The 12679-nt window shown below is 69.3% G+C and carries 13 protein-coding genes; 6 read left to right on the top strand and 7 right to left on the bottom strand.

From position 1 onward, the window contains the following. Positions 1–19: 19 nt before the first annotated feature. The 3 genes from JNUCC0626_RS41785 to JNUCC0626_RS41775 all read left to right on the top strand — a co-directional run bounded on the left by JNUCC0626_RS41785 (position 20) and on the right by JNUCC0626_RS41775 (position 1652). Entirely contained in the window at positions 20–457 is a 438-nt protein-coding gene (locus JNUCC0626_RS41785) for a hypothetical protein (protein ID WP_394616160.1), read from the top strand. 117 nt (positions 458–574) lie between these two features. Further along, positions 575–913 (top strand): hypothetical protein, encoded by a 339-nt coding sequence (locus JNUCC0626_RS41780; RefSeq protein ID WP_394616159.1) that lies wholly within the window; start codon positions 575–577, stop codon positions 911–913. Positions 914–938: 25 nt separating this feature from the next. Then, a complete protein-coding gene (locus tag JNUCC0626_RS41775) occupies positions 939–1652 on the top strand; it encodes a lysophospholipid acyltransferase family protein (RefSeq protein ID WP_394616158.1) in 714 nt (237 codons plus the stop codon). A gap of 232 nt (positions 1653–1884) precedes the next feature. Here JNUCC0626_RS41775 and smc read toward each other — a convergent pair whose 3' ends face one another. Genes smc through JNUCC0626_RS41755 form a run of 4 tightly spaced genes read right to left on the bottom strand, consistent with a single transcriptional unit; the run spans position 1885 to position 7055 of the window. Further along, positions 1885–5532, bottom strand: a complete 3648-nt coding sequence (gene smc, locus JNUCC0626_RS41770) for a chromosome segregation protein SMC (RefSeq protein WP_394616157.1) — start codon at positions 5530–5532, stop codon at positions 1885–1887. A gap of 60 nt (positions 5533–5592) precedes the next feature. Further along, the gene (locus JNUCC0626_RS41765; protein WP_394616156.1) at positions 5593–6228 is read right to left on the bottom strand and encodes an anti-sigma factor family protein; all 636 of its coding nucleotides are present in this window, start codon (positions 6226–6228) and stop codon (positions 5593–5595) included. Then, entirely contained in the window at positions 6225–6731 is a 507-nt protein-coding gene (locus JNUCC0626_RS41760) for a sigma-70 family RNA polymerase sigma factor (protein ID WP_394616155.1), read from the bottom strand. The genes JNUCC0626_RS41765 and JNUCC0626_RS41760 overlap by 4 nt, the downstream gene beginning before the upstream one ends. A 33-nt stretch (positions 6732–6764) precedes the next feature. Continuing rightward, the gene (locus tag JNUCC0626_RS41755; protein ID WP_394622213.1) at positions 6765–7055 is read right to left on the bottom strand and encodes an acylphosphatase; all 291 of its coding nucleotides are present in this window, start codon (positions 7053–7055) and stop codon (positions 6765–6767) included. A gap of 63 nt (positions 7056–7118) precedes the next feature. Here JNUCC0626_RS41755 and JNUCC0626_RS41750 point away from each other — a divergent pair, with 63 nt between their 5' ends. From JNUCC0626_RS41750 to JNUCC0626_RS41740, 3 genes are all read left to right on the top strand, one after another. Then, entirely contained in the window at positions 7119–7838 is a 720-nt protein-coding gene (locus JNUCC0626_RS41750; protein ID WP_394616154.1) for a CAP domain-containing protein, read from the top strand. Between the two features lie 22 nt (positions 7839–7860). After that, positions 7861–8331, top strand: coding sequence for a hypothetical protein (locus JNUCC0626_RS41745; protein WP_394616153.1), 471 nt, complete (start codon positions 7861–7863; stop codon positions 8329–8331). A gap of 128 nt (positions 8332–8459) precedes the next feature. Next, on the top strand, positions 8460–8954 hold the full coding sequence (locus JNUCC0626_RS41740) for a hypothetical protein (protein ID WP_394616152.1): 495 nt from the start codon (positions 8460–8462) through the stop codon (positions 8952–8954). Here JNUCC0626_RS41740 and JNUCC0626_RS41735 read toward each other — a convergent pair. From JNUCC0626_RS41735 to JNUCC0626_RS41725, 3 genes are read right to left on the bottom strand one after another with little or no spacing between them, the layout of a single operon-like run. Then, positions 8951–9292, bottom strand: coding sequence for a hypothetical protein (locus tag JNUCC0626_RS41735; protein ID WP_394616151.1), 342 nt, complete (start codon positions 9290–9292; stop codon positions 8951–8953). The two genes, JNUCC0626_RS41740 and JNUCC0626_RS41735, sit on opposite strands and share 4 nt — an antisense overlap. Next, positions 9289–9969: a response regulator gene (locus JNUCC0626_RS41730; RefSeq protein ID WP_394616150.1), complete on the bottom strand. Its 681-nt coding sequence runs from the start codon at positions 9967–9969 to the stop codon at positions 9289–9291. The genes JNUCC0626_RS41735 and JNUCC0626_RS41730 overlap by 4 nt, the downstream gene beginning before the upstream one ends. Continuing rightward, positions 9966–12455: a sensor histidine kinase gene (locus JNUCC0626_RS41725; RefSeq protein WP_394616149.1), complete on the bottom strand. Its 2490-nt coding sequence runs from the start codon at positions 12453–12455 to the stop codon at positions 9966–9968. The genes JNUCC0626_RS41730 and JNUCC0626_RS41725 overlap by 4 nt, the downstream gene beginning before the upstream one ends. Positions 12456–12679: the final 224 nt, after the last annotated feature.

Below are 12679 nucleotides of genomic sequence, written 5' to 3'. Positions count from 1 at the left end.
GCCCGGTAAAATGGCAACGGTGTCGTCAGAAGAACTGGCCGTCCGCACAGCCGCGGCCGAGGCCAAGGCGCACGCCGGAGACTTCCGCGGCGCCGCTGCCGAGTTCCGCGTTCTCGCCAGGGACCACGTGAGCGAAGTGGGCGCGGACGACCCCCGCACGCTCGGTGTCCGGCTGACGCTCGCGAAGGTCCTCGGCACCGCGAAGCAGTTCAGGAAGGCCGTCGAGGTCTGCGCACCACTGCTGGGCGACCTCGTCCGGGTGCACGGTCCTGAGCACGACGAGGTCCTGGAAACCAGGCAGCTGCTCGCGAACCTGCGCTACCAGGCGGGTGATCCCGAAGGTGCCGCGCAGGAGCTGGACTTGCTCCAGTCGGCGCTGGCCAGGGTGCTCGTGCCGACTCACGACCGGATCACGAAGGTCAAGCGCGACATCGCGTTCCTCAAAAGCGCCCGCTGACGTGGGAGACAACACTCACACCGCCGTGCCCGCGCGCACTGGTATGCCGCCGCACGGTCGGGCACGACACCCATATTCGGGCTTGCAGGCCAGGTGAGGGTGGGGGACTCTTCTACGGTGAGTGAGGAAACGATCCAACTCGATCTCAACGAATCCGGGGTGGCCGTCGACCTGCCCTTGCCGGCGAACAACCGGGACGGTGTCCAGGGAGTTCCCTACCGGCCGGTCGAATTCCGAGACGATGATCTTCCGTCAGCTCTGGAACGCGCTGCTGCCTGGTTGCGGCAGACCCAGGACTGGCTGGGCGAACCCGTGGACGTGATCGCGGTCCATCTCGACTACGACGACACCCACGGCAACCCGTACTACGACCTCAAGTTGCTGTGCAACGAAGAGGATCTGGCGGGCGTGCCCAAGATCATGCGAGAACACGAAGGGGCGCCTACCGGTCAGTAGCTTTTCTAGGCTACCGTTCGGAAGCATGTCGGATCGCGTATATCCCCCGGTGATCGCCGCAGCGCAGCTCATGTTCAAGGTGCTCGACCTGCGGATCACCGTGGAGGGGGCGCACCACGTCCCGCGCACGGGTGGAGCCGTGCTGGCGTCGAACCACGTCAGTTACCTCGACTTCATCTTCGCGGGCTACGGCGCGCGTCCCTCGGGGCGCCTCACGCGGTTCATGGCGAAGCACGAGATCTTCGCCAACAAGATCGCAGGCCCGCTCATGCGCGGCATGCACCACATCCCCGTCGACCGGAGCGCGGGCCAGGCCTCCTACCAGCAGGCCCTGTCCGCGCTCCGCACCGGCGAGGTCGTCGGGATCTTCCCCGAGGCCACGATCAGCCGCTCGTTCACGGTCAAGGACATCAAGTCCGGCGCGAACCGCCTGGCGCACGAGGCCGGCGTTCCGCTCATCCCCGTCGCGTTGTGGGGCACGCAGCGGCTGTGGACCAAGGGCCGTCCCAAGGACCTGACCCAGCGGCACGTGCCGATCACGATCCTCATCGGCGAGCCGTTCGAGGCCTCCCCCGGCGACTCCGGCGACGACCTGCTGCGCAAGCGGATGCAGGACCTCCTCGACGTCGCCCAGCGCGACTACCCGACCGAGCCGGGCGCCTGGTGGGCTCCCGCGCACCTCGGCGGCACCGCGCCCACGCCCGAGGAAGCAGCCGCGTTGGACGCTCGCGGCGCCTGACCAGGCGATACAAGGTTTTCACAAGGTCGGTCCGGCACAGTGACCGGTGCGCACCTGGAGTGGGTGAGATTGAACTGGGGGATCTCACCCGCTCAGGGCGCCGGGTTGCGTCCGCACGGTGGCATGGGGGACCTCCCTCTTCGCAGAGGCAGGGCACCGCGCTGACGCAGCCTGTGCAGAGGCCGCGGCCGGGGCTGGTTCAAGCCCCCCAGGCACCGTCCCGGCTGCCCTCTCAGCTCTCTTCGCTCGCCGGCTCCGGCGCTTCGGCTTCAGGTTCCGCAGTCGCCGCGGGCTTCTCCGCACGGGCCGGCTCGTCCGCCGTCGTGCGCAGCCGCTGCGAGATCACCTGCGAGATGCCGTCACCGCGCATCGAGACGCCGTAGAGCGCGTCCGCGATCTCCATGGTCGGCTTCTGGTGCGTGATGATCAGCAGCTGCGAACGGTCCCGCAGCTGCTGGAACAGGCCGATCAGCCGGTGCAGGTTCGTGTCGTCCAGCGCCGCCTCGACCTCGTCCATGACGTAGAACGGTGAGGGGCGGGCGCGGAAGATCGCGACCAGCATCGCGACGGCGGCCAGCGACTTCTCGCCACCGGAGAGCAGCGACAGGCGCTTGACCTTCTTGCCGGGCGGGCGGGCCTCCAGCTCGATGCCGGTGGTCAGCATGTCGTCGGGCTCGGTCAGCACGAGCCGTCCGTCGCCGCCGGGGAACAGGACCTTGAAGACGATCTCGAACTCGCGCGCCACGTCCTCGTAGGCCAGCGAGAAGACCTCGAGGATCTTGTCGTCGACCTCCTTCACGACGGTGAGCAGGTCGCGGCGGGTGTCCTTGATGTCCTCGAGCTGCGTGGAGAGGAACTTGTAGCGCTCCTCCAGCGCGGCGAACTCCTCCAGCGCGAGCGGGTTCACCTTGCCCAGCAACGAGAGGTCGCGTTCGGCGCGCTTGGCGCGGCGGGCCTGGGTGTCGCGGTCGTACGGCATCGGCTGCGGCTCGGAGACCTGCTCGCCGCGTTCCTTGGCCGCCTGGTACTCGTGCATCTCGGCGGCGGACGCGGGCACCATGACGTCCGGGCCGTACTCGTTGGTGAGGTCCTCGAGGCCGATGCCGAAGTCCTCGGCGATCTTCGTTTCCAGCTGCTCGATGCGCATGCGCTGCTCGGCCCTGAGCACCTCGTCGCGGTGCACGGCGTCGACGAGCTTCTCCAGCTCGCCGGACATCTCGCGGACGACGTTGCGCACCTGGGTGAGCAGGAGTTCGTGCTGCTGGCGGCGTTCCTGGGCGAGGTCGCGTTCGCGGGCGGCGCGGGCGAGCGAGATCTCGATGCGTTCCAACGCCTGTTCGCCGCCCCGGGCGACGGCCTTCGCGACGACGGCACCGCGCGCACGGTGGGCGGTGGCGCGTGCGTGCCGTTCGCGAGCCTCACGCTCAGCGCGTGCGGCACGACGCAGGCCCTCTGCCTTTCCCTGTACGGCCCGTGCGCGCTCTTCCGCGGTGCGTTGCACCAGACGCGCGTCCATCTCGCCCTGACGCGCCTGAGCCAGTTCCGCGGCCAGCGCGTCGCGCTGCTCGGTGTCCGGCTCGTCGTCCATCGTCTGCTCTTCTTCGGCCATCAGCAGCCGCTCTTCGAGCTCGCCCAGCTTCATCAGGGCGTCCTCGCGGGACTGCTCGACCTTGGCGCGCTGGTCGCTGATGCGGCTGACCTCGGCCTCGGCGGACCGGACGGCGGCGACCATGCGGTTGAGGCGTTCGCCGGACCGCGCCTGGCGGACCTTGGCCTCCTGCACGGCTTCCTTGACGGTGTCGAGCACCTTGCGACGGGCCTGCTGCTCGGCGCGGGCGCCTTCGAGGGCGGCGGTCGCGTGCTCCAGCGCCCGTTCGGCGGTGGCGAGCTGCTCCTGGGCCTCGTCGACGGCGGCCTGGACCTCGATGACGCTCTGGCCCTGTGCACCCGAGCCGCCGATGGCCCAGTCCGTGCCGAAGAGGTCGCCCTCCCTGGTGACCGCGCGGCCGTGGAACCGGGCCGCGGAGTCGAGATCCTCCACCACTGCAAGGCGATCGAGGGCTCGGGCCAGGGCCGGGCGCAAGGCCTCAGGGGCGTGCACGACGTCGATGGCCCAGCGCGCGCCGTACGGCAGGTGACCCCACTGACTCGTGTCCACAGTGGACCCGTAGGAGCCGATCAGCACGCCCGCGCGTCCGGCGTCCTTCTCCTTCAACAGCTTCAGGGCCGCGAGCGCACCGTCGCCGGACGACACCGCGACGGCGTCGGCGATCGGACCGAGGGCGGCGGCGAGCGCGACCTCGAAGCCCGGTTCGACGGTCAGCAACGCGGCGACGGAACCCAGCAGGCCCGGCACGTCCGACGCGAGCAGGGCGCCCGCCCCGTCCTTGCGCGTGAGGCCCAGTGAGAGCGCATCCACGCGGGCGCGCCACGACGCGATGTCGCGTTCCGCGGTGCGTTCGGCCTTCACGAGTTCCTCGACGCGCTGGCGTGCGGCGTCGTTGGACTGCACGGCGTGCCGGTGGCGTTCGTCGAGGTCGTTGTCGCCCTCGTCCTCGTAGCCGGTGACGGCCTGCGCCTCGGCCAGTTCGATCGACGCGAACTCGACGCGTTCGGAGGCTTCGGCGAGCGTGCCGGACAGGCGTTCGATCTCCTCGGCGGTCGCGTTCGTCTTGCTGCGCAACGCTTCCACCTGGCCGGAGAGCCTGGCGAGGCCCTCGCGGCGGTCGGCGATCGCGCGGACGGCGGCGATGTGCGCCTTCTCCGCCTGCGAGACCATGCGCTCCAGCTCGGCGCGCGTCTCCACGGCTTCGGCGAGCGCGATGCGGGCCTCGGTGACGCCTTCCTGGAGCTCCAGCTCCATCTCGGCGGTCTCCTCGGCCTCGCGGTCGAGGTCGTCGGGGTCGCGGCCCCGGTTGGGAGCGTCCACCACGTCGGACAGGTGCCGGGCGCGTTCGGCGGCGAGCCGGACCGTGCCGCGGAGACGTTCCTCCAAAGCGGACAGCCGGTACCAGGTGTCCTGCGCGGCCTGGAGCTTCGGCGAGTCGGCGGCGACCCGTTCCTCGAGCTCGTTCTGCTGGTACTGCGCTGCCTGCAACGACTTCTCGACCTCGGCGCGGCGAACCCGGGCCTTCGCCTCGTCGTGCTCCTCCTGCGCGATGGCTTCCCGTTGCGTCACCAGGTCGTCGGCGAGCAGGCGCAGCTTGCTGTCTCGGAGTTCGGACTGGACGACCTGCGCGCGGCGGGCGATCTCGGCCTGCTTGCCGAGCGGCTTGAGCTGGCGGCGCAGTTCGGCGGTGAGGTCGGTGAGGCGCGTCAGGTTCGCCTGCATCGCCTCGAGCTTGCGCAGCGCCTTTTCCTTGCGCTTGCGGTGTTTCAGGACGCCGGCGGCCTCTTCGATGAACGCGCGGCGTTCCTCCGGCTTGGACTCGAGGATCGCGGCGAGCTGGCCCTGACCGACGATCACGTGCATCTCGCGGCCGATGCCGGAGTCCGACAGCAGTTCCTGGATGTCCATCAGGCGGCACGAGTTGCCGTTGATCTCGTACTCGGTGGCGCCCTCGCGGAACATGCGGCGGGTGATCGACACCTCGGTGTAGTCGATCGGCAGCATGCCGTCGGCGTTGTCGATCGTCAGCGTCACCTCGGCGCGGCCGAGCGGCGCGCGGCCGGACGTGCCGGCGAAGATGACGTCCTCCATCTTGCCGCCGCGCAGGTCCTTGGCACCCTGCGTGCCCATCACCCAGCGCAGCGCGTCGAGCACATTGGACTTGCCGGACCCGTTGGGGCCGACCACACAGGTGATGCCGGGCTCGAAGCGCAGCGTGGTAGCCGAGGCGAAGGACTTGAAGCCCTTCAGCGTCAGGCTCTTGAGATGCACGCCGGGCAGAGTACCCAAACGCTTGCGGGTGATGCGGGAGGCGGCAGGTGACCTGCGTTTCTATGGACGGAGAGTGACCAAAAGCCCGCTCTCGTCCGACACCTCCAGCCGGTCGATCTGATCGACGCGGAACGACGTGGAACCGGGAATCCGCTCGTCAGGGGCGTGATCGGACCCCCACCAGCCGCCGATCTCGCGCTGTCCCTGCCGGTCGAACACGATCACCTTGCAGCGCGCGCCCGGCTTGACCTCGCCGAGCTTGAACCACATCTCGGTGCCCCACGACTTCGAGACCATCTCGGCCTCGCCGTTCACGCCGGTCGCCGCGTCCTTCGCACTCCACTTCGGCGGTGCGGGCGGCTGCGAGGTCGTCGACGGTGGTGCCGCGACGGGCTGCTGCGGCTGGGTCAGGAAGAAACTGCCTCCGGCCAGCGCGAACAGCACCAGGACGGCCGCGCACGCGATGAGCACGCGACGGTCGCGTTTCGGGGCGGGTGGCAGGGCCGGGATCTCGTCGAGGTTCTCGACGTCCTCCAGGGTCAGGCGGCCGAGCAGCCCCGGCAGCGGGGCCAGCCGCAGCATCTCGGCCTGACAGCAGTCGCAGTCGGCGAGATGACGTTCGAACGCGGCTCGTTCCTTGAGGTCGAGCGAGCCGAAGAGGTAGGCGCCGACGTCGACGGTGTGCTGGCAGCTCACGCCTCGGTCACCCCTCTCTCCTCCAGTGCGTCGCGCAGCGCCCGCAGTGCGTAGAAGCAGCGCGACTTGACCGTGCCCGGCGGGATGCCGAGCGTCTTGGCGGCCTCCGCGACGGTGCGGCGGCGGTAGTACAGCTCGATGACGACCGTCCGGTGCTCAGGCGTGAGCGCCCTCAGCGCCGACGCGATCTGCCACGTCTGCAGCACGTGTTCGACCTGGTCGCTGACCGGCGGGAGATCCACCGGTTCGAGCGGCACCTCGGTCGCGCGTGCGTTGCGGCGGCGGTATCCGGAGATCACCAGGTTCTTCGCGACCGTGTAGAGCCACGGTGCCGCGTCGTCCGGTTTCAGATCCTCGTAGTTCCGCCACGCGCGGAGCAATGTCTCCTGCACGACGTCCTCTGCCTGCTGGTAGTCGCCGTCGACCAGCCGCAGCACGTAGTGCAGCAGCGGGCCCCTCCAGCGCTCGTACAGCTGGATGAGGACTTCTTCTGAGGAGTCCACGATCCCCTACTACGCCGTTGCTCTGAAAACGGTTCAGCGCTCGATGAACCCGGTCAGGTCGCCCCTGGCGGCCGACCACTGCTCACCGACAGATTCGACGGCGCCCGGGGTCTCACCCGAACGGAGAGCATTCAGCAGTTGTTCACACTTCTCCCGGGGACCCTCGGCAACGACCTCGACTCGTCCGTCAGGCCTGTTCGAAGCACTCCCGACCAGGCCCAGTTCCAGCGCTCGGGCTCGCGTCCACCAGCGAAAACCCACGCCCTGCACCCGTCCCCGCACCCACGCGTTCAGTCGTACGTCCACCTCCGAATGGTCCCGCAGTCACCCCAGGTGACCGAAGACGCACTCTGGGGTTGTCACCCATTAGTGGTACGGTCCCGACCCGTGAGTGCCCGCAGCCTCTTACTCGGCCTGCTGATCGGTGCAACCGGTATCGGCGGCCTCGCCGTCACCGGTACCTCTCCTCTCGGCATCAGCTTCACCAACGCCGCCCAGCAGGAGACCGCCGAGGACGCAGCGAACCAGTTCGGCACCGGCAACGCAGCAGCACCCAACGGACAGCCGTCCGAGAACGCCACTGGCGGCCCCGTCACCTCCGAGTCGTCTTCGGTCCCCACCACCACGACTCCGTCAACGCCTTCTTCCGCGCCCTCCTCCTCCGAGGCGCCCACCACCACAACGACGCCGCCCGAGGCGCCGAAGCCGCCCGTCGAGACGCCGAAGCCCCCCACGGGCCAGACGCCCGAACAGGCCGTGCTCGCCCTCGTGAACGACGCCCGTGCCGCAGCAGGATGCAAGGCCCTCGTGATCGACGACCGCGTCACGACCGCCGCGCAGGCCCACAGCACGGACATGGCGAACAAGAAGTACTTCTCGCACACCTCGCAGGACGGCAGGACGTTCGACGTCCGCATGCGCGAGGCCGGCTATCCGAAGCCGGGCGGCGAGAACATCGCGATGGGCTACCGGGACGCCGCCGCCGTGGTCGACGGGTGGATGAAGTCCACCGGTCACCGGGAGAACATCGAGAACTGCAGCTTCACCACGATGGGCGTGGGGCTGGACACCCGCGGCAACTACTGGACCCAGAACTTCGGCCGCTGACCGTTCGAGCAGGGGAAACTTCGTGTACGAGAGCCCGGAACCGGACTCGCGCTCGCGCTTGCGCCGAGGAGCGCCGCAGGTCGTCCTCGCCGCTTCAGGCGTGGTGCTGGCGACCGTCTTCGCCGCAGTCGCCTCCTTCGCCGCAAGCTCCGACAGCGCCTCGGAGGCGCCGTCGACCCAGCAGCCGCGCAAGGAGATCGGCCGCGATGCCCTGAGCATCGTGCCGACCTCCGCACCGTCGTCCACCGTGGAGCAGACGTCGACCGTGGAGACGACGACGCCGTCCTCGACGACGACCACCACGAAGAAGACGCGAGTCACGACCATCACACGTCCTGACGGCACCACCACCACGGTCACGACCGAGGAACCGCCGCCCGTCGTCACGTCGACCACCACGACGACGAAGGACACCACGACCACTACGACGACGACCACGACGACCACCACCACCGCCGGGTCGAGCACGACCACAACGACCGGCAACTCCTAGAGTTACGCCAGTCACCGCCTTGTGACGCAGGGCTACACGAAGGTGTGGCTCTGCTGAGGCTTTGGTTCGTTTCCGCCGATAACTCGAACGCAAGTCCATCCGACCGGGTTTCCCACGAGGAGATGGGTGTGTTCGAGGAAGATCATCCGCAGTCACCAGAACCGACCCAGCGCAAGAAGCGCAAGGGCACGGCCGTGATGCTGGCGGCGGGCGGAGTGGTCGTGGCGACCCTGTTCGCCACCGTGGCCTCCATGCTGGCCGCCTCCGGCCGTGAGGCAGCCCCGGAACGCACGTCGTCAGACGTCGTCCAGACCATCACCAGCGTCGCGCCCGACGGCACCACCAGCACCGTCGTGGTGACGGTGTCCTCCGGTGTCACCAAGCCCGCGGCCAAGCCGGACCGCAACAAGCAGGCAGCGCCGCCGCAGGACCAGCCGAAGCAGGGCACGCCGGACCAGCCGCAACAAACCCCGGACCCGACGCAGCCGACCCAGACGCAGCCGCCGAGCACGCCGCCGTCCCACACGGAGCCGCCGTCCTCGACGCCGTCGACCCCGCCCTCGTCGACCGAGCCGCCGGCGTCCTCGACGTCGAGCACGCCGCCGCCGGACCCGAAGCCCTAGGCCTTCAGCGTGGCGGCGGCGAACCGGCGGATGCGCTCCGTGCGGCCACCTTCCGCCAGAGCCGTCAGCAGTGCGCGAGACGGCACGTGCGCGAGCCTCAGTTGCAGCCAGTCCGACCACCCCGGCAGGTCGAACTCGGTCGGCACCAGATCCGCCGCCCGCCGCCACACCCCGATCTCCCGGCTGCGGCGCACCGCGCAGTCGTCTGGCGCCAATGCCGGGTACAGCAGGTCCAACGAGTCGAACGAGTCGCGGTAGAGCTCCCACCGGCCGTGCTCGGACGTCAGGTCGGCGGTGCACCCGATCTCGCGGGCCAGCACTGCGAGCGGGTCGGTCACAGCTCGAACCGGTAGCCCATCCCGGGCTCCGTCAGCAGGTGCCGCGGCCGCGCGGGCTCCGGTTCCAGCTTGCGCCGCAGCTGCGCCAGGTACACCCGCAGGTAGTGCGTCTCCTTGTCGTACGCGGGGCCCCACACCTCGCGCAGCAGCTGCTTCTGCGCCACGAGCTTGCCCGCGTTGCGCGCCAGCACCTCCAGCAGGCCCCACTCGGTCGGCGTGAGGTGCACCTCGGTGCCGTCCTTCAGCACGCGCTTGGCCGCGAGGTCGACGGTGAACGAAGCGGTCTGCACGACCGGCTCGTCCTCCGGGCCGGTGACGGCGGAACGGCGGACCGCGGCGCGCAGGCGGGCCAGCAGTTCATCCATTCCGAACGGTTTTGTCACGTAGTCGTCGGCGCCGGCGTCGAGGGCGTCGACCTTGTCGGCCGAGTCGGTCCTGGCGGACAGGACGATGATCGGCATGGTCGTCCAGCCCCGCAGGCCTGCGATGACGTCCGTGCCGTCCATGTCGGGCAGGCCCAGGTCGAGGACCACCACGTCCGGTTTGTCGTCGACCGCGAGCCTTAAGGCCGTGGCACCGTCGAAGGCCGTGAGGACCTCGTAGCCGCGGGCGGCGAGGTTGATCCGCAGGGCTCGGACGATCTGCGGCTCGTCGTCGACCACCAGTACTTTTGTCACGCGATCCTCTCATCTGCGGGGAGGGCCAGCACCACGGTGAGGCCGCCGCCGGGGGTGTCCTCCATGGTGATCGTGCCTCCCATCGCCTCGGTGAAGCCCTTCGCCACGCTCAGACCGAGACCAACGCCACCCGGCGTGCGGTCGCCCAGGCGCTGGAACGGGGCGAACACCTCGTTCGCGGTGCCGGCGGGCAGGCCTCGGCCGTGGTCGACGACGCGCAGCTCCACCTCGTTGCCGTGGGCGGAGGCGCGCAACGCCACAGCGCCCGCATAGCGCAGCGCGTTGCCCACGACGTTCGCGATGACTCGTTCGAGCAGGCCCACGTCGGCGCGGACGGGTGGGAGCGATTCCGGGACGTCCACCTCGATGTCGCCGGTCAGGCCGCTCAGCGCGCGGGCGACCGCCTCGTAGTAGCCGACGGCGCGGAACTGCGGCTCCACGGCGCCGGTGGCCAGGCGGGACGAGTCGAGCAGGTTGTCGACGAGACCGGTCAGGCGGTCCGCGGACTCCTCGACGGCCTCCAGCAGTTCGGCGGTGTCCTCGGCCGACAAGGTCAGTTCCTCGTCGCGCAGCGAGCCCACGGATGCCTTGATCGAGGTCAGCGGTGTGCGCAGGTCGTGACCGACGGCCGAGAGCAACGCCGTGCGCAGTTCGGTGCGCGACGCCTGGCGTTGGGCTTCGAGGGTCTGCTCGGCCATTCGCTGTTGCCTCAACGCGAGCAACGCCTGGCCCGCCGCCGCCTCCAGCACGCGGCGGTCGGACGCGGGCAGCGAACGGCCGCGCAGCGCCAGGTGCACGTCCTCGTTCACGGCGATGTCGACGTCCGCGTCGTCGGGTTCGGCGCACGGGCCGATGCCGACGCACGCGACGCGTTCCCAAGCGCCGTCCACGCGTTCAAGGAGCGCCACGGACGTGAGGCCGAAGTTCTCCTGCACCTTCTCCAACAGCCGTGCGAGCGGTTGGGGGTTCGTCAGCACGGTGTGTGCGTACGACGCGAGGAGCGTGGCCTCGGTGCGAGCGCGCGCTGCCTGGGTCGCACGGCGGGCAGCGCGGTCCACCACCAACGCCGTGCTGACGCCCACGATGATCATCGCGATGAAGGTCAGCACGTTCTGCTGCGCGTTGATCGTGAACGTGTGGATGGGCTCGGTGAAGAAGAAGTTCAGCAGCAACGCGTTGATCAACGCGGCGGCGATCGCGGGACCGAGCCCGCCCACGATGGCCACGACCAGCGTCACCAGCAGGTAGCCGATGACGTTCGTGGAGAAGTTCAGGCCGCTGCGCAGCGACGCGCCGGCGACCGTGACCAGCGCCGGACCGGCCACAGCGAGGAACCAGCCCCAGGCGAGCCTGCTCGGCCGCAGCGGGCTGCCCGCGAACCGCGCACGCCAGCCGGCGGTCGTCGCCGGGTGCGTGACCATGTGGACGTCTATCGCCCCCGACTCCTGCACGACCGTGGAGCCGATCCCCGTGGAGAACACGCGCGCGAGCCGCGAACGGCGCGAGGTACCGACCACGAGCTGTGTGGCGTTGACGCCCCGTGAGAACTCCAGCAGCGCCGTGGGCACGTCATCGCCCACAACGGTGTGGAACGTGGCACCTACGTCGTCAGCCAGCTTGCGGTACTTCTGCAGTGAGTGCGGATCAGCACCTGCGAGGCCATCGCCGCGTAGGACGTGCACGACCAGAAGGTCGCCACCCGCGCGCGTGGCGATGCGACGCGCTCGCCGGATGAGCGTCTCGCTCTCCGCGCCACCGGTGATGGCGACGACGACACGTTCGCGCGTCTCCCACGTGTCGGTGATCTGCTGCTCGGTCCGGTAGCGCAGCAACCCCACGTCGACCTGATCGGCGACCCACAACAAAGCGAGCTCGCGCAGCGCGGTGAGGTTTCCGAGGCGGAAGTAGTTGCCGAGCGCGGCGTCGATCTTGTGCGCGGCGTAGACGTCGCCGTGCGCGAGCCTGCGCCGCAACGCTTCGGGCGTCAGGTCGACCAGCTGGATTTGGTTCGCTTTGCGCACGACTTCGTCCGGCACCGTTTCCCGCTGCGGTACGCCCGTTATGCGCTGGACGACGTCGTTGAGGGATTCCAGGTGCTGAATGTTGACTGTCGACAGCACATCTATCCCGGCTTCGAGGAGTTCCTCGACGTCCTGCCATCTCTTTGCATTACGCGAACCCGGCGCGTTCGTGTGGGCGAGTTCGTCGACCACGGCGACCTGCGGCGCACGGGCCAGCACGGCGTCCACGTCCATCTCGCTGAGTTCCACGCCGCGGTGCGCGGAGTGCCTGCGAGCGACGATTTCCAGTCCTTCGACCAGTTCAGCGGTCTTCGCCCGGCCGTGAGCCTCGACAAATCCGATGACGACGTCGGTGCCGCGTTCCCGCCTGCGGTGCGCCTCGCCGAGCATGGCGAACGTCTTGCCGACGCCGGGAGCGGCGCCGAGGTGGATGCGGAGCTCGCCACGTCTGGGTTTCGGACTCACCGGACCAGTCTGCCCCCGGCACCTCGTGCGCCGTTCGGGGGTACGCGCTGCGCCACACGGCTAAACAAGTGCGCCTTCCCACAGTTCTGACAGGAGATCTGTCTCGTTGAATCATGCTTCAGCCCGGCGCCCGTTCGAGTGAGCTTCACTGCGCTTTTTACGCCGTTTACCAGCACATTTAAGTGTGTCGGACGCACGCCGTGACACCCCGCGTCACCACAACG

The organism is Lentzea sp. JNUCC 0626, from assembly GCF_043632865.1.
Lineage (GTDB): Bacteria > Actinomycetota > Actinomycetes > Mycobacteriales > Pseudonocardiaceae > Lentzea.
Note: the sequence above shows the minus strand (reverse complement) of the source record. Positions and strands in the feature narration are given on the sequence as shown.

What these genes read in the sequence shown, in the direction of transcription:
- JNUCC0626_RS41775 (WP_394616158.1), top strand. Translation starts at nt 939, where the DNA reads ATGTCGGATCGCGTATATCCCCCGGTGATCGCCGCAGCGCAGCTCATG.